The organism is Streptomyces sp. CB03238 (assembly GCF_002099185.1).
Classification (GTDB): domain Bacteria; phylum Actinomycetota; class Actinomycetes; order Streptomycetales; family Streptomycetaceae; genus Streptomyces.
Genome location: NZ_NBCN01000003.1, coordinates 438,074 through 453,955 on the forward strand (window position 1 = coordinate 438,074; position 15,882 = coordinate 453,955).

Annotated in this window: 16 protein-coding genes; 11 read left to right on the plus strand and 5 right to left on the minus strand. The window is 73.1% G+C overall.

Annotated features, from left to right (window positions below; all coding sequences use genetic code 11):
- The first annotated feature begins 10 nt into the window (after nucleotides 1–10).
- On the plus strand, nucleotides 11–1,108 hold the full coding sequence (locus tag BKD26_RS06995) for a hypothetical protein (protein WP_084896891.1): 1,098 nt from the start codon (nucleotides 11–13) through the stop codon (nucleotides 1,106–1,108).
- A gap of 59 nt (nucleotides 1,109–1,167) precedes the next feature.
- Nucleotides 1,168–2,484: an MFS transporter gene (locus tag BKD26_RS07000; protein ID WP_084896893.1), complete on the plus strand. Its 1,317-nt coding sequence runs from the start codon at nucleotides 1,168–1,170 to the stop codon at nucleotides 2,482–2,484.
- Here the strand turns inward: BKD26_RS07000 and BKD26_RS07005 are convergent.
- Nucleotides 2,446–3,237, minus strand: a complete 792-nt coding sequence (locus BKD26_RS07005; protein WP_084897008.1) for a fused MFS/spermidine synthase — start codon at nucleotides 3,235–3,237, stop codon at nucleotides 2,446–2,448. The genes BKD26_RS07000 and BKD26_RS07005 overlap by 39 nt on opposite strands.
- Before the next feature lie 172 nt (nucleotides 3,238–3,409).
- Here BKD26_RS07005 and BKD26_RS07010 point away from each other — a divergent pair, with 172 nt between their 5' ends.
- The gene (locus tag BKD26_RS07010) at nucleotides 3,410–5,080 is read left to right on the plus strand and encodes a tetratricopeptide repeat protein (protein WP_241518563.1); all 1,671 of its coding nucleotides are present in this window, start codon (nucleotides 3,410–3,412) and stop codon (nucleotides 5,078–5,080) included.
- Nucleotides 5,081–5,179: 99 nt separating this feature from the next.
- On the opposite strand, the gene tuf is transcribed toward BKD26_RS07010, so the two are convergent.
- The gene (gene tuf / locus BKD26_RS07015) at nucleotides 5,180–6,361 is read right to left on the minus strand and encodes an elongation factor Tu (RefSeq protein WP_084896895.1); all 1,182 of its coding nucleotides are present in this window, start codon (nucleotides 6,359–6,361) and stop codon (nucleotides 5,180–5,182) included.
- 351 nt (nucleotides 6,362–6,712) lie between these two features.
- On the opposite strand from tuf, the gene BKD26_RS07020 reads away from it, so the two are divergent.
- Nucleotides 6,713–7,417 carry a TVP38/TMEM64 family protein gene (locus tag BKD26_RS07020; RefSeq protein ID WP_084896897.1) on the plus strand — a complete coding sequence of 235 codons (705 nt, stop codon included), beginning with the start codon at nucleotides 6,713–6,715 and terminating at the stop codon, nucleotides 7,415–7,417.
- A gap of 3 nt (nucleotides 7,418–7,420) precedes the next feature.
- Here BKD26_RS07020 and BKD26_RS07025 read toward each other — a convergent pair whose 3' ends face one another.
- Nucleotides 7,421–8,590 (minus strand): thiolase family protein, encoded by a 1,170-nt coding sequence (locus BKD26_RS07025; protein ID WP_084896899.1) that lies wholly within the window; start codon nucleotides 8,588–8,590, stop codon nucleotides 7,421–7,423.
- 124 nt (nucleotides 8,591–8,714) lie between these two features.
- Between BKD26_RS07025 and BKD26_RS07030 the strand changes: the two genes are divergently transcribed.
- From BKD26_RS07030 to lnt, 6 genes are all read left to right on the plus strand, one after another.
- Complete coding sequence (locus BKD26_RS07030; RefSeq protein ID WP_084896901.1) at nucleotides 8,715–9,170, plus strand: helix-turn-helix domain-containing protein; 456 nt, start codon at nucleotides 8,715–8,717, stop codon at nucleotides 9,168–9,170.
- Between the two features lie 103 nt (nucleotides 9,171–9,273).
- A complete protein-coding gene (locus BKD26_RS07035; protein ID WP_084896903.1) occupies nucleotides 9,274–10,149 on the plus strand; it encodes an undecaprenyl-diphosphate phosphatase in 876 nt (291 codons plus the stop codon).
- A gap of 94 nt (nucleotides 10,150–10,243) precedes the next feature.
- Entirely contained in the window at nucleotides 10,244–10,420 is a 177-nt protein-coding gene (locus BKD26_RS40145) for a hypothetical protein (protein WP_179166445.1), read from the plus strand.
- A gap of 284 nt (nucleotides 10,421–10,704) precedes the next feature.
- Nucleotides 10,705–10,920 carry a hypothetical protein gene (locus BKD26_RS07040; RefSeq protein ID WP_084896905.1) on the plus strand — a complete coding sequence of 72 codons (216 nt, stop codon included), beginning with the start codon at nucleotides 10,705–10,707 and terminating at the stop codon, nucleotides 10,918–10,920.
- 79 nt (nucleotides 10,921–10,999) lie between these two features.
- A complete protein-coding gene (locus BKD26_RS07045) occupies nucleotides 11,000–11,458 on the plus strand; it encodes a nuclear transport factor 2 family protein (protein WP_179166446.1) in 459 nt (152 codons plus the stop codon).
- A 58-nt stretch (nucleotides 11,459–11,516) separates the two neighbouring features.
- Nucleotides 11,517–13,118, plus strand: coding sequence for an apolipoprotein N-acyltransferase (lnt, locus tag BKD26_RS07050; RefSeq protein WP_084896910.1), 1,602 nt, complete (start codon nucleotides 11,517–11,519; stop codon nucleotides 13,116–13,118).
- Here the strand turns inward: lnt and BKD26_RS07055 are convergent.
- On the minus strand, nucleotides 13,039–13,947 hold the full coding sequence (locus BKD26_RS07055) for a Gfo/Idh/MocA family oxidoreductase (RefSeq protein WP_084896912.1): 909 nt from the start codon (nucleotides 13,945–13,947) through the stop codon (nucleotides 13,039–13,041). The genes lnt and BKD26_RS07055 overlap by 80 nt on opposite strands.
- Before the next feature lie 10 nt (nucleotides 13,948–13,957).
- The gene (locus BKD26_RS07060; protein ID WP_084896914.1) at nucleotides 13,958–15,178 is read right to left on the minus strand and encodes an FAD-dependent monooxygenase; all 1,221 of its coding nucleotides are present in this window, start codon (nucleotides 15,176–15,178) and stop codon (nucleotides 13,958–13,960) included.
- 82 nt (nucleotides 15,179–15,260) lie between these two features.
- Here BKD26_RS07060 and BKD26_RS07065 point away from each other — a divergent pair, with 82 nt between their 5' ends.
- Nucleotides 15,261–15,878 carry a TetR family transcriptional regulator C-terminal domain-containing protein gene (locus BKD26_RS07065; RefSeq protein WP_084896916.1) on the plus strand — a complete coding sequence of 206 codons (618 nt, stop codon included), beginning with the start codon at nucleotides 15,261–15,263 and terminating at the stop codon, nucleotides 15,876–15,878.
- Nucleotides 15,879–15,882: the final 4 nt, after the last annotated feature.

Here is a 15,882-nt window from a genome sequence, read left to right on the forward strand (position 1 = left end):
GTTACTCGCCATGTGGCCAGGACAGCAGCCGCCCGGGGGCGAGCAGAACCCGCAGGACCAGAACCCGTACCAGCAGCCGGGGTACCCGACGCCCAACCCGTACCAGCAGCCCGGCACTCCACCGCCGCCGAGCGCCCCGCCGCAGCAGCCCGGCTACCCGCCGCACTCCGGCCAACAGCCCGGATACCAGCAGCCGGTGCAGCAGCCCGGGTACCAGCAGCCCAACCCGTACCAGCAGCCGACCGTGCCGCAGCAGTACGCGATGCCCGGCCCGCCCGTGCCGTCGCCGCCGCAGGGCTCGGACGACAAGAAGAAGACGACGGTCGTCGCGATCGTCGCGGCGACCGCCGTGGTCGTCGCCGCCGGTGTCACCGGGTTCCTGGTGCTGAAGGACGACGACAAGAAGACGAGGGCCGGCGAGGACCCCAAGCCCTCCCAGAGCGCGTCGAAGTCCTCCGAGGCCGCCCCGGCGCCGACCGACAACCCGCGCGACGGTTCCGACACGGCCAAGCCCACCGTCCCGGGCTGGAAGGTCGTCTACAACCCCAAGCGCAGCGCCCAGTTCGACGTGCCGGCCGACTGGGAGGTCATCGGCGCGGGCACCAGCGTCGGCTTCGAGGACGAGAAGAAGGGCGACGGCAGCCCCGTCGTCACGATGTCCGCCCCGGCCGAGTACAAGAGCAAGTGGTGCGTTGAGGACAGCAACAAGGACGGCCGCCAGGAGGAGAACGGCCTGGCCATGGTCGGCACCAAGGGCGGTCAGGGCGCCAAGGACACCGCCGAGGCGGCGTACAACGAGGCCGGCAACTGGGTGTGGGCGGGCTACGCCCAGACGGAGCCCAAGGGCACCGTCAAGGTCACCAAGGCCGTCCCGTACACGACCACGTCCGGGCTGAACGGTCACGTCGCCACGGCGACCGCCCTGAACACCAAGAAGGAGGGCAAGTGCGACACGGACGGCAAGTCCATCGCCTTCTCCTTCAAGAACGAGAAGGGTGACTTCGTCAGCTGGGTCCTGTACGCCAACACCGGCGTGCCGGGCGAGGTGCCGGACGCCACCATCCAGAAGATCCTGGGAACGGTGCGGCTGGCCGGAAGCGGGTCCTGACCCCGGTTCCGGCCGTAGCCGGTTTGGCACGAGGGCGCGTCGCCGGGGATAGTCCCGGAGTGAGTACTCCCGCCGCCGCGCCCCCGAGGCGCCTTCGCCGCCGGCGCCCCGAGTGGGCCGGACGCAACTACACCCTGCTGACCGCCGCCGCGATCGTCACCAACCTGGGCACCCACGGTGCGCTGATCGCGGCGGCGTTCGCCGTGCTGGAGTCCGGTGGCGACGGCGGCGACGTGGGCCTGGTCGCCGCGGCCCGCACCCTCCCCCTCGTCCTGTTCCTGCTCATAGGCGGCGCGATAGCCGACCGGCTCCCCCGCCACCGGGTCATGGTCGCCGCCAACGCCCTCAACTGCGCCTCCCAGGCGGTCTTCGCCGTCCTGGTCCTGGCGGGCGACCCTCAGCTGTGGCAGATGATGCTGCTCACCGCCCTGTGCGGCACCGGACAGGCGTTCTTCAACCCGGCCGCCGAGGGCATGCTGATGTCCAGCGTCAGCGGCGAGCAGGCCGGCCGCGCCTTCGCGCTGTTCCGGATGGCCATGAACGGCGCGGGCATCGGCGGCGCCGCGCTCGGCGGCGCGATGATCGCGGCGTTCGGCCCCGGCTGGGTGCTCGCCGTCGACGCGGCGGCGTTCGCCGTGGCGGGCGCGCTGCGCGCCTTCCTCGACGTCAGTCACATCGCGGAGCGCGAGCCCGGGGGCGGGCTGCTGGCCGATCTGCGGGAGGGCTGGAAGGAGTTCACGGGGCGGCCCTGGCTCTGGTCGATCGTGGCGCAGTTCTCGGTCGTCGTGGCGGTGGTGGGTGCGGCGGAGTCGGTGTACGGGCCGCTGGTCGCCCAGGAGGAGCTGGGCGGGGCGCGGCCCTGGGGCCTGGCCCTCGCGGCGTTCGGTGTGGGCACGGTCGGCGGCGCGCTGCTGGCGATGCGCTGGAAGCCGCGCCGGATGCTCCTGGTCGGCACCCTGTGCGTCTTCCCGCTGGCGCTGCCGTCGGCCGCGCTGGCCGTGCCGCTCCCGGTGGGCGGCCTGGTCGCGGCGATGTTCGTCTGCGGGGTCGCGCTGGAGATGTTCGGCGTCGCGTGGATGACCACGCTGCACCAGGAGATCCCGGAGGACAAGCTGTCGCGGGTCTCGGCGTACGACTGGTTCGGCTCGACCGCGATGCTGCCGCTGTCGACGGCGCTGGCCGGTCCGGCGGAGAGCCTGTTCGGCCGGTCGCAGGCGCTGTGGGGGTGCGCGGCGCTGGTGCTGCTGGCGACGGCGCTGGTGCTGCTGGTGCCCGACGTACGGAATCTGACGCGGCGTACGAAGGAGGTCACCGGCCGGGCGGCCGCCCTCGCGCCCTCAGCCGATACCGAAGGCCCCGTCGGGCGGCTCGGGTGACGCGACGGCGTCCTCCTCCCGTACGAGCCGCGCGTCGCCCATGAACCGGGCGAGCGACGCCCCGTGCTCCACGCGCGCGGGGAAGGCGTCGGCGGCCGCCCGCCGGGCCAGGCGCGCGGTGTCGATCTCCCGGTGTGAGGCGACGAGCACGGCGTTGCCGAACCGCCGGCCGCGCAGCACGGCGGGCTCGGCGATCAGCGCGAGGTGCTCGAACACGGCGGCGAAGGTGGCCAGCTGGGAGCGGAGGAACCCGAAGGGCGCTCCGTCCGCCAGGTTCGCCACGTAGACCCCGTCCGGTCGCAGCACCCGCTCGGCGGCCCGCGCGTACCCGATCGACGTCAGGTGGGCGGGCACCCGCGACCCGCCGAAGACGTCCGCGATCAGCACGTCCACCGACCGCGCGGGCGCCGCCTCCAGCCAGGCACGCGCGTCCGCGCCGTGCACGGTGATCCCGGAGCCGGGCGGCAGCGGCAGATGCTCGGCCACCAGCGCGATCAGCCTCCGGTCGGCCTCGACGACATCCTGCCGGGAGCCGGGCCGGGTGACGGCCAGCCTGCGGGGCAGTGTGAGGGCCCCGCCGCCCAGGTGCAGCACGTCGAGCGGCTCGCCCTCGGGCGCCGCGCAGTCCACGGCGTGGGCGAGCCGGCGCGCGTACTCGAACTCCAGGTGCGTCGGGTCGTCCAGGTCGACGTACGACTGGGGCGCGCCGTCGATCGTCAGCAGCCACGCCCGGTCGCGGTCCACGTCGGGCATGAGCTTGGCGGTGCCGTGGTCGACATCGCGCAGTACGGGCAGGGGCTCGGGCCGGGGGTGGTTCACCGCCTCATTGTGCCCATACGGCGGCGACGCCTCCGCACGCGCCCCGGTGCACGGTCAACGGCCGTCAATTGGTGAGCCGTTGGCCCCACCTGGCACGATGCGGATCATGACGCAGGACATACAGGCCCGCGGAGAGGCGCTTGTCGCCGCCGCGCAGGCCGGTGACGCGAAGACCGCCCGCCGGTACACCGACTTCTTCGTGCTCGGCCATCACGTGGACGAAGGCATCCCGTACTGGGAGCGGGCGGTGGCGGCGGGCGACGCCTTCTCGCACTACACCCTTGCCCGGTACCGGAAGATCCGGGGTGACCGGCCGGCGGCCGAGACGCTCTACCGCGCCGTCGCCGACCGGCACGCCGGATGCGCCTACGGACTCGGCGTGCTGCTCAAGGAGAACGGTGATCCGGAGGCGGCCGAATGGTTCCGGCACGGCTGGGAACAGGGCCGTCATCTCGACTGCAAGATCGAGCTCGGCAAGCTGCTCGTGGCCGAGGGGCGACTGGACGAAGCACCGAAGTTCCTGATGAGCGACATCGACCTGGGCGACATCGCGGTCTTCCGCTGGGTGAAGCTCTTCGAGTCGATCCGCGAGGACTTCGACCGCGTCGCGGCGGACCTCGACGCCGCCGAGGCCGCCGGGGACGGGGACGCCGCGGCAGAGGCGCTGCGCCCGCTCTTCGACCTGGAGAAGCACTTCCGCGACTACCCGGGCCTGACCACCGAGGCCGCGGGCTACTACCGCAGGGCCTCCACGCTCAGCGCCTCCGCCCGCGTGGACCACGCCGTGTTCCTGGCGGAGACGGCCGGCGACGCGTCCTGGCCCGAGGCACGCCTCCTGCTGGTCCAGGCCCACGAGGAGGGCTACGACGGCGCCGCGTACGTCCTGGGAGTCCTGCACGAGCAGCGGGGCGACCTCGCCGACGCCGAGCACTGGTACGCCCTCGCGGCCGGCAACGGGCACCCGGCCGCCCAGTGGAACCTCGGCCTCCTCTGCAGGCGGCAGCGGCGGTACGAGGAGGCCGAACGCTGGTTCCGGGAGGTCGGGGAGGACGACGAGGACGTCGTGGCGCAGCTCGACCGGATCGCCGCCGTCCGCGAGAGCGGCACGACCGCTCCCGGCAAGGACCTGCGCCGGCTGCCCGGGCTCCGCGAGCGAGCGGAAGCGGGCGACGTCCACGCCTCGTACGCGTACGGGAAGATCCTCCGCGACTGGGCCGGCGCGGCCGACCGCCACCTGGTCCGCTGGATCGAGCCCGCCGCGATGGCGGGCGACCCGGAGGCCGCGTACGACCTCGCGGAGCTGTACGGCTCACTGCGCAGGCCCATCCTGCGCGACCACTGGTACCGGAAGGCCGCCGAGGCGGGCCACCACGGCGCGTGCAACGAGATGGGGTGGCTCTCCGAGTACCACAAGGACTTCCAGGAGGCCGAGCGCTGGTACGTGCGCGCGGCGGACGACGGGTCGCCGCTGAACGCCATGCTCGCGGGCAGGCTGAAGGCCCAGCGCGGCGCGTACGCCGAGGCGGAACCGTTTCTCCGCGTGGCCTGGGAACAAGGCGGCGACTCCGCGTACCGGACGGAGGCGGCGGGGTACTACGGACTCGTCCTGCACCGGCTGGGCCGCCTCGCGGAGGCCGTCGAGCCGCTGCGGGCCGCCGCCGCGCGCTGGGACGACGACGTGCGCGCCCGCTACAGCCCGGACGACTTCGTCGTAATGGCACGGATGGCCGACCCGGACAAGGAGCTGGCCGAGGTGGAGGCGGCGCTGGCGGGGTGACGGCGCGGGCCGGCCGGTCCGCTCCCCGGCGGCCGATTCCTCGCGCCCCCGGTCCGCGGCAGGACGACCAGCTGTCCTGCCGCGGACGGCATCGCCTTGTCAGAGCACCTCCGTCACCGTCCCCGCGCCGACGGTGCGGCCGCCCTCGCGGATCGCGAAGCCGAGACCCGGCTCCAGCGGTACGTCACGGCCCAGTTCGACGGTCATGGTGACCGTGTCGCCTGGGCGGGCGACGGCCACCTCACCGAGGTCGACGTCGCCGACGACGTCCGCGGTGCGGATGTAGAACTGCGGCCGGTAGCCGGTCGTGACGGGGGTGGTACGCCCACCCTCGCGCCCGGACAGGACGTACACCCGTGCGGTGAAGCGCCTGCTCGGTACGACGCTGCCGGGCGCCGCCACCACATGGCCGCGGCGGACCGCGTCGCGTGGAACGCCGCGCAGCAGCAGCGCCACGTTGTCGCCGGCCTGGGCGGACTCCATCGGCTTGCCGAAGGTCTCCAGGCCGGTGACGACCGTCTCCACTCCGGCGCCCAGCACCTCCACCCGGTCGCCGACCCGTACCGTGCCGCGCTCGACGGCGCCGGTGACGACCGTGCCGCGGCCGGTGATGGTGAGCACGTTCTCGACGGGCAGGAGGAACGGCGCGTCCACGTACCGCACCGGCATGGGCACATAGGTGTCCACGGCGTCCAGCAGCGCCTCTATGGCGCCGGTCCAGCGCGGGTCGCCCTCCAGCGCCTTGAGCCCCGACACCCGTACGACGGGGACGGCGTCGCCGCCGTACCCGTGCGCGGTGAGCAGCTCGCGCACCTCCAGCTCCACGAGGTCGGTGAGCACGGTGTCCTCGCCGTCGTCGACGGCGTCGGCCTTGTTGAGGGCGACGACGATGTGGTCGACGCCGACCTGGCGGGCGAGCAGGACGTGCTCGGCGGTCTGCGGCATGATCCCGTCGAGCGCGGAGACGACGAGGATCGCCCCGTCGAGCTGGGCGGCGCCGGTGACCATGTTCTTGACGTAGTCGGCGTGGCCGGGCATGTCGACGTGCGCGTAGTGGCGGGTGTCGGTCTCGTACTCGACGTGCGCGATGTTGATGGTGATGCCCCGCTGCGCCTCCTCGGGCGCCCGGTCGATCCGGTCGAACGGCACGAAGGTGCCGGTCCCGCGCTCGCTGAGGACCTTGGTGATGGCGGCGGTGAGGGTGGTCTTGCCGTGGTCGACGTGGCCCATGGTGCCGATGTTGAGGTGCGGCTTGGTGCGCACGTATGCCGTCTTGGACATGGCTGTCTGCCGTTCCTTCCCGGAACTCGAAGTGTTGAAGGGACCCCTGGGCCTTGCCGACCCTCCCCCTGCGGGGTCCGCCGGACGATCCGGGAAGGGTCAGCTTCGGGCGCCGTCGAGAACGGCGGGGAAGGCGAATGCGGCAGCCTTCGGCGCGTCCGCGACTGCGGACGGCGCTGCGGGGAAGGCGTACCGGAACATGCGTTGATCATGGCTCGGCCGCGGTGTGCGCGTCGACCGATTTTCGGTGCGGGCGGGGCCGGTGGTGCCGGTGGGGCCGGCGAGGCGGGCGGATCGTGCGTGAGGCGGGCGTTACGGCGATCACGGGCCGCCGTCGGTTAGTCTCCCCGGATGCTCGACCCCGTCACCACGCCCCAGGCCGGTCTCGCCGTCCGCTGCTCCCGGGCCCTTCTGTCGCCCTGGTCGCGGCTGTCGCTGCTCCTCGTGGTCCTCGCCTCGGCGGCGGTGACGGTGGTGCTGTACGAGCCACAGCGGCTGCTGTCGACGGGCTGGCCGCCGCAGGTGGGCGGCGCGGGCGCGGTGGTGCTGTTCGCGCTGGCGTACGGGCTGTGCACCGCCGCCTTCGTACCGAGGCCGATCCTCAATCTGGCGGCGGGTGCGCTGTTCGGCTCGCAGGCGGGGCTGGTCGCGGCGGTCGTCGGGACGGTGCTGGGCGCGGGGATCGCGTTCTCGCTCGGGCGGGTGCTGGGGCAGGAGGCGCTGCGGCCGCTGGTGCGGGGGCGCTGGCTGAAGGCGGCGGACGGGCAGCTGAGCCGGCACGGGTTCCGTTCGATGCTGGCGATCCGGCTGTTCCCGGGGGTACCGTTCGCCGCCGCCAACTACTGCGCCGCGGTGTCGCGGATGGGGTATCTGCCGTTCCTGGTGGCGACGGGGCTCGGGTCGATCCCGAACACGGCGGCGTACGTGGTGGCGGGGAGCGAGGCGGCGTCGCCGACCTCGCCCGCCTTCCTGTTCGCGATGGGGTTCATCGTGCTGAGCGGGCTGGGCGCGGCGGTGGTCGCCTGGTGCAAGCGGCACCGCCTGCGCGGCCGCTGAGGCTCAGAGCGCTTCGAGGATCATGGCGTTGGCCAGTCCGCCCGCCTCGCACATCGTCTGCAGGCCGTAGCGCGCGCCGCGCTCCCCCATGGCGTGGACGAGGGTGGTCGTCAGCCGGGTGCCGCTGGCGCCCAGCGGGTGGCCGAGGGCGATGGCGCCGCCGTGGACGTTGACCCGGGCGAGGTCGGCGCCGGTCTCCTGCTGCCAGGCCAGGACGACGGCGGCGAACGCCTCGTTGACCTCGAAGAGGTCGATGTCGTCGAGCCGCAGTCCGGCCTTGCGCAGCACCTTCTCGGTGGCGGGGATCACGCCGGTGAGCATCAGCAGCGGGTCGGAGCCGGTGACGGCGAAGCTGTGCAGCCGGGCGAGCGGGCGGAGGCCGAGCTTCCGGGCGGTGTCGCCGGCCATGATGAGCACGGCGGAGGCGCCGTCGTTGATGGGGCTGGCGTTGCCCGCGGTGACGGACCAGTCGATCTGCGGGAACCGTTCGGCGAAAACGGGGTCGTGGTAGGCGGGCCGCAGCCCGGCCAGTATGTCCGTGGTCGTGCCGGGCCGCACGCACTCGTCGCGCCGGAGATCCGCCAGCGGCGCGACCTCCGCGTCGAACAGCCCGTCCGCCCAGCTGCGGGCGGCGCGCCGGTGCGACATCACCGCGTACTCGTCCATCGCCGTCCGGCCGATGGACCATTTGGCGGCGATCAGCTCGGCGCTGATGCCCTGCGGGACCAGGCCCTCGGGGTAGCGGGAGGCGACGCCGGGGCCGAACGGGTCGGTGCCGGGCGGCACGTTCGACCACATCGGGACGCGGCTCATCGACTCGACTCCGCACGCCACGACGATGTCGTACGCGCCCGACAGCACCCCCTGCGCGGCGAAGTGGGCGGCCTGCTGGGAGGAGCCGCACTGGCGGTCCACGGTGGTGGCGGGCACGGACTCGGGCAGTCCGGCACCGAGCCAGGCGTACCGCGTGGTGTTCATGGCCTGCTCGCCGACCTGGTCGACGCAGCCGCCGATGACGTCGTCGACGAGGGCGGGGTCGATGCCGCTGCGCTCGACGAGGGCGCGGAGGGTGTGGGAGAGCAGCTCGACGGGATGGGTTCCGGCCAGGGCCCCGTTCTTCTTGCCCTTGCCGATGGGGGTCCGGACGGCCTCGACGATGACGGCGTCGCGCATGGGTACGGCTCCTCGCTCAGGGGAGGTGGGTTGGAAAACTGGACCAACACTCACCGGTAACATAACCCGGTGAGTTGGGAAATCCAACCCTCACCTTTAAGGTGACCGCCATGGAGGACGCCGCATGAAGGGCCCCCGCCCCTGTTCGATCGCGGACACCCTCGCCCTCGTCGGTGAGAAGTACGCGCTGCTGGTGCTGCGCGAGGTGTTCCTGGGCGTACGCCGCTTCGACCGGATCGCCCGCAACACCGGCGCCCCCCGCGACATCCTCACCACCCGTCTCCGCCGTCTCGTCGAGGCGGGCATCCTGGAGAAGGTCCCGTACAGCGAGCGCCCGCGGCGCTTCGAGTACCACCCGACCGACGCCGGGCGCGACCTCCACCCCGTCCTGCTCACGCTCATGGCCTGGGGCGACCGGCATCTGAACGACGAGCCGCCGACCGTGGTCGAGCACTCCTGCGGCGCCCGGCTCAGCCCCGTCGTGGTCTGCGGCGCCTGCGGCGAGGAGGCGCGGGGCGACAGCCTGACCCCGCATGTGCGGGCTCCCGGCTGGACGACGGCCGGCCCTGTCGAGACCTGAATCGGGTTCATTCATCTAAGGGCTGTACGCTGCGCACCGACCGGCCGTCGATCAACGGCCCCTTCATTGACCGCACGAGCACATTCGGGACGGCCCTAGCCCCATGAATTGGTTCGAATCGCTCATCCTCGGACTCGTCCAGGGGCTGACGGAGTTCCTCCCCATTTCGTCCAGCGCACACCTGCGCCTCACCGCGGCCTTCGCGGGCTGGCACGACCCGGGCGCAGCCTTCACGGCAATCACCCAGATCGGTACGGAGACGGCCGTACTCATCTACTTCCGCAAGGACATCGCGCGGATCGTCTCCGCCTGGTTCCGCTCGCTGACGAACAAGGCGATGCGCGGCGACCACGACGCGCAGATGGGGTGGCTCGTCATCGTCGGTTCGATTCCGATCGGTGTGCTGGGCGTCACCCTCAAGGACCACATCGAGGGCCCGTTCCGCGATCTGCGGCTGATCGCGACGACCCTGATCGTGATGGGCATCGTCCTGGGCATCGCCGACCGGCTGGCGGCCCGCGTCGAGGAGGGCGGGCGCCACCGCGCCGCGCCGGAGCGGAAGACGCTCAAGGACCTGGGCGTCAGGGACGGCCTGATCTTCGGCATGTGCCAGGCGATGGCGCTGATCCCGGGCGTGTCACGGTCGGGAGCGACGATCAGCGGCGGCCTGCTGATGAGCTACACCCGCGAGGCCGCGGCCCGCTACTCCTTCCTGCTCGCCATTCCCGCCGTACTGGCGTCCGGTCTCTTCGAGCTCAAGGACGCGACGGACGGCGGCCATGTGTCATGGGGCCCGACGATCTTCGCCACGGTCATCGCGTTCGGCGTGGGCTACGCGGTCATCGCATGGTTCATGAAATTCATCACGACCAAGAGCTTCATGCCGTTCGTGATCTACCGGATCCTGCTCGGCATCGTCCTGTTCGCCCTGGTGGGGATGGGTGTCCTCAGCCCCCACGCGGGGGAATCGGGCGGCTGACCGGCGAGTCCCGGGCCACCCCGTCCGGCATGGTGGCGGATCGCACGTCCGAAAGCCGGCGGGATGGCCGGACCCACGGCCTACGCTGGATGCCATGACCCAGTCCCCTGCCCAGCTGCCCACACCGGACGCCGATGCGCTGAACGCGGCGATCCGTGAGCTGTGGGTGCGGTCCGGAGGGCAGCTGTCACCCGACGAGCAGCGGATCTATCAGGCGTTGGTCGTTCGGTGGGCTGCCGCGCAACAGGGCCAGGAGCAGCTCGCCGCCTGATCGGTCCCGCGCCGCCGCGGACGTTCTCGTAGACCCAGTGGGCTCCCCGGACAGCGGGCGGCTCCCCGGACAGCGGGCGGGGGCCGCCGGCAGGGGGGTGACCGGCGGCCCGGTGCCCGGGGCATCCGCCCCGGACACGCACGGAGAGCCTCCCGCGCAATGCGGCCGGGCGCGAGGGCGCGCGGCGCATATATGCACGCATTCCGTTCACACCCCGTGTGAACCGCTGTCGCGGATGCGCCGCCCCGGCTGCGATCACGCGCCGCGCGGCGCACCCTGGTCCCATGGCCTGGCAGGCACCCGTCGTCGTACACCGCCCCTCCCCCGGCGGCGGGCGGCGCGTGACCATCCGCGGGCAGATCGTCGGGCTCGCCCACAACGACGCGGACCTCATCGAGTTCCTGCGGCGCGCGGGACTGGACGAGGCCGACATCTCGCTGGACGACCCGCACCTCGTGGAGTGGCGGGGAGGGCGGGCCCACCACTGGGAAGCGGCGTGAGGGCGTGGCGTGAAGGACGCGTCAGGGACGGGTGTGCAGGGCTCTTGGCCCATGGGCCCGGCTGCCCGACACTGAAGCGATGACACAGCGCGTGGACCTCGCGACCGTGATGGACCGGCTGGCCATCGACGAACTGCTCACCCGGTACGCGGTGGCGGTGGACGACGCGGACTGGACCGCCTACCAGGGGCTGTTCACGGCGGACGGGCACGCCGACTACCGGGCCGCCGGCGGCGTCGCCGGCCGGGCGGGCGAGGTCGCGGACTGGCTGGCGGAGACGATGCGCCTGTTCCCCGTACGCCAGCACCTCATCGTCAACCGGCGGGTGACCATCGAGGACCTCGGCGGCTACCCGGGCGACAGTGCCGAGGCGCTGGCCGACTACCTCAACCCGATGCGTACGGAGGCGGGCGACGACTTCGTCTCGGGCGGCCGGTACACGTTCGCGATGTCGCGCACGGACGGCGGCTGGCGGCTGCGCACGGTGGCGGTGCACGAGAAGTGGCGACGCGCTACGGGCGTACTGTCGGCGGAATGACCGGCTCCCGCACACTGGAGGCGTCCGGAGGGCCCCAGTGTGGCGAGGAGGCGCGGTGATGCGGATTCCGGTCGGCCGGCGGGGCGGCACGGGGCGGCTGCTGGCCTCCCCGTGGTGGCGGGGCGCGGCCGCCCTGGGGGCCGGGGCGCTGCCCGCGTTCGCGTTTCCGGCGCCGTCCCTGTGGTGGTGGGCGTACGTCGCGCTGGTGCCGTGGATGCTGCTGATCCGTACGGCCCCCACCGGGCGCCGCGCGGCCCTGGACGGCTGGCTGGGCGGCATCGGCTTCATGCTGGCCGTCCACCACTGGCTGATGCCGAGCCTCCATGTGTTCATCCTGCTCCTGGCGGCGCTGCTCGGGCTGTTGTGGGCGCCGTGGGGCCCGCTGGTGCGGCTGATGCTCGCCGGGGCACCGTCACGGGCGCGTGCCGCCGCCGCGCTCGCCGTCGTGCCCTCGGGCTGGCTGCTGATCGAACTGGTCCGCTCCTGGGAGGGGTTGGGCGGCCCGTGGGGCCTGCTGGGGGCCAGCCAGTGGCAGGTGCCGCCCGCGCTGCGGGTGGCGTCGCTGGGCGGCGTGTGGCTGGTGACGCTGATGGTGGTGGCGGTCAACACGGCGGTGACCCTGCTGGTGTCGGTCCGCACCGTGCGTATGACGGCTGTGGCCGGCCTCGTGGTGTGCGCGGTCGCCATGGGGGCGGGGGCATGGTGGGTGCCGGCCCCACAGCCGACCGGGCAGGTGGTCCGGGTCGCCGTCGTACAGCCGGGGGTCATCAACGGGGTGGGCGGCGCGGAGCGGCGGTTCGCGCGGGGCGAGGAGCTCACGCGGGAGCTGGCGGGCCGGGGGGACGTGGACCTGGTGGTGTGGGGCGAGAGCAGCGTCGGGGCGGACCTGACGGCGCGGCCGGAGTACACGGACCGGCTGGCGAAGCTCTCCCGTGAGGTCGGCGCCGAGGTGCTGGTCAATGTGGACGCGCGCCGCTCCGACCGGCCGGGCATCTACAAGAGCAGCGTCCTGGTCGGCCCCGAGGGTACGACCGGTGACCGTTACGACAAGATGCGGCTGGTGCCGTTCGGCGAGTACGTCCCGTTCCGGTCGGTGCTGGGCTGGGCCACCTCGGTCGGCAAGGCGGCGGCCGAGGACCGCAGGCGGGGCGAGCGGCCGGTGGTGATGACCGTCGGGGAGCGGGGGCCGCGGCTGGGCCCGCTGGTCTGCTTCGAGTCGGCGTTCCCCGACATGAGCCGGCACCTGGCCCGGGACGGGGCGCAGGTGCTGGTGGCGCAGTCGGCGACGTCGACGTTCCAGGACAGCTGGGCGCCAGGCCAGCACGCCTCGCTGGCGGCGCTGCGGGCGGCGGAGACGGGGCGGCCGGTGGTGCACGCGACGCTGACCGGCGTGAGCGCGGTGTACGGGCCGGACGGCCGCCTCATCGGTTCCCCGCTGGGTACGGAGGCGAGTGCGGCCGCCGTGTACGGGGTTCCGCTGTCCGGCGCGACGACTCCGTACGTACGGCTCGGTGACTGGCCGGTGTACGGGGCCCTGGCCGTCCTGGCCGCGCTGTGCGCCGCCGAGGGGGTACGGGCGGTCAGGCGGAGGCCTGCTCCAGACACTCCCGTACCACCCGCTCGCACAGCTCATGGGTCGCGAGTGCGTCCCGGGCGCTGAGCGTCTTGCCGGCGCGTACGGCGTCGAGGAAGGCGTGCACGGTCTGTTCGATGCCGCGCTGCCGGGCGACCGGCACCCAGTCGCCGCGCCGCCGGACGGTGGGCTGGCCCTTGTGGTCGATGACGTCGGCGATGTTGAGGACCTGGCGCTTGGTGTCCTGCCCGGACACTTCGAGGATCTCCTCGGTGGAGCCGTTCATCCGGTTCATCATGCCGATGGCAGTGAAGCCGTCGCCGGACAGCTGGAGCACGACGTGGTGCAGGAGGCCGTCGCGGATCCGGGCGCGTACGTCGGTGTGCTCGACCTGGCCGGGCAGCAGGAAGCGCAGGGTGTCGACGACGTGGATGAAGTCGTCCAGGACGAGGGTGCGCGGGTCCTCGGGCAGGCCGACCCGGTTCTTCTGCATCAGGATCAGCTCGCGCGGGTGGTCCTGGCACTGGGCGTAGCCGGGCGCCATGCGGCGGTTGAAGCCGACGGCGAGGCTCACGCCGTGCTGCTCGGCGAGCTCCACCAGGCGGCGGGAGTCGTCGAGTTCGTACGCCAGGGGCTTGTCGACGTATGTCGGCACGCCCGCCTCCAGCAGCCGGGTCACGATCTCGGCGTGCACGGATGTCGGGGCGTGCACGAACGCGGCGTCGAGCCCGGCGGCGAGCAGCGAGTCCAGGTCGGTGTGACAGCGGCCGGCGGGCACGTGGTAGGTCTCGGCGACCCGGGCGAGGGTCGCCGGGGTGCGGGTCTGCAGGTGCAGTTCGGCGCCGGGGACGGTGGTGAGCACCGGCAGGTACGCCTTCTGCGCGATGTCGCCGAGTCCGATGCAGCCGATCTTCACAACGCTCTCCCTATCGCCGACCGTACCCCTGATGTTCCTGGTCAGAATACGTGTGCTGGGGCGGCCGCCAGTCGGCGATCCCGTCGAAGGTGCGCAGCGCGAGGCCGGGGCCGAAGCGGGCGAGGGTCATCAGGGTCTCGCGGAGGGCGACGGCCGGGGCGCTGGTGAGGGTGAGCAGCCGGGCGACGCGCGCGGACGTGCGGACGATGCCGGTGGTGCGCGGGAGGCGGGTGGCGGAGTACGCGGCGAGGCCGGCGCCGATGTCGCTGTGGGGCGGCAGGTGGTGGGCGAGGACGACGCCGTCCTCGATGGCCTGGTTCCCGCCCTGGCCGAGGGTGGGTGCCATGGGGTGGGCGGCGTCGCCCAGGAGGGCGGTGCGGCCGCGGTGGAGGGCGGGCAGCGGGGTGGTGAGGTGGCGGACGTCGTGGCGGAGGACCTGATCGGGGGCGACGGCGGCGATGATCGCGGGGATGGGGTCGTGCCAGGTCCCGAAGCGGCGCAGCAGTTCGGCGCGTTCGTCGTCGGGGGCCGTGGCTCCGGCCGGTGCGGCGGCCGCCGCGTAGGCGTAGACGCGGCCGTCCTTGAGCGGCTGGGTGCCCCACAGGGCGCCGCGGCCCCAGGTCTCGTGCGGGTGGAAGGGCCGTTCGGGCGCCGGGATGACGACGCGCCAGGTGGTGAGTCCGGCGTACGCGGGCTCGGGGTGCGCGGGGAACAGGGCGGGGCGGACGGCTGAGTTGATGCCGTCGGCCCCGATGACGAGGTCCGCCTCGATGACGCCGTCGGGGGTGGTGACGACTCCTGGGCGGCCTCCGGTGGGGGACCCCGGGTCGGTGAGCGCGGCGGGCGTGCCGGTGCGGATGGCGCCGTCCGGCAGCCGTTCGGCGAGGGCGTCGATGAGCGTGGCGCGGTGGACCAGGACGAGTGGGTCGCCGAACCGGTCGGCGGCGGCCCGCGCGTTCGTACGGGCGAGCCAGCGGCCGCTCGGGGTGCGCATGCCGCCGTCGCCCTGCCAGGCCGCGAGGGCCCGGATCCCGTCGCCGAGACCGATGACGTCGAGGGCGCGCAGCGAGTTGGGGGCGAGGCCGATGCCGGCGCCGACGGGCTGGAGCGAGGGGGCGCGCTCCAGGACGGTGACGCGCCAGCCGCGCTGGTGCAGGGCGGCAGCGGCGGTCAGTCCGCCGATGCCGCTGCCGATGACGACGGCCAGGGGTGCGGCGGTTCGGTTGTCCATGGCTCCTCCAGGAAGCTGGCACTACACCTGTAGTGACCTCTTTACCGTACTACGGATGTAGTCCGGCCGGTAGGTTGTCCGTATGACCGCACGCGCCACCGCACGCGCCGGCACCGCACGCGCCGACCTGATCGCCGACGCCGCCCTGACCCTGCTCGTCGAGCGGGGCATGCGCGGGCTGACCCACCGCGCGGTGGACGAGGCGGCCGGGCTCCCCCAGGGCTCGACGTCCAACTACGCCCGCACCCGGCAGGCCCTCCTGGAGGCGGCGGTACGGCGGCTCGCCGACCGTGAGGCACAGGTGCTGTCCGTGGCGGAGATGCCCGCGCCGGGCGACGGCCTCGACGGGCTGCTCGACACCCTGTCCCTGGCGCTGCACCGCTACCTGACCGGCCACCGCGACCTGCTCGTCGCGCGCTACGAACTGGGGCTCGAGGCCACCCGTCGTCCCGAACTGCGCGCCTTCTACGACGACACCGGCCGGCGGTTCCGCGAGCCGCTGACCGCGCTGATGAGAGCCGCCGGTTCGGCGCAGCCGGAGCGCCACGCCCTGTCCCTCGTGGCCTGGTGCGAGGGGCTGATGTTCTCCTGCGCGGTGGGGTCGTTCCACTCGGCCGTACCGAGCCGGGAGGAACTGCGCGCCGGATTCGGCGAGTTGCTCAGCGGGATGCTCGGCGGTCACCTCACCGCCGAAGACTGATCAT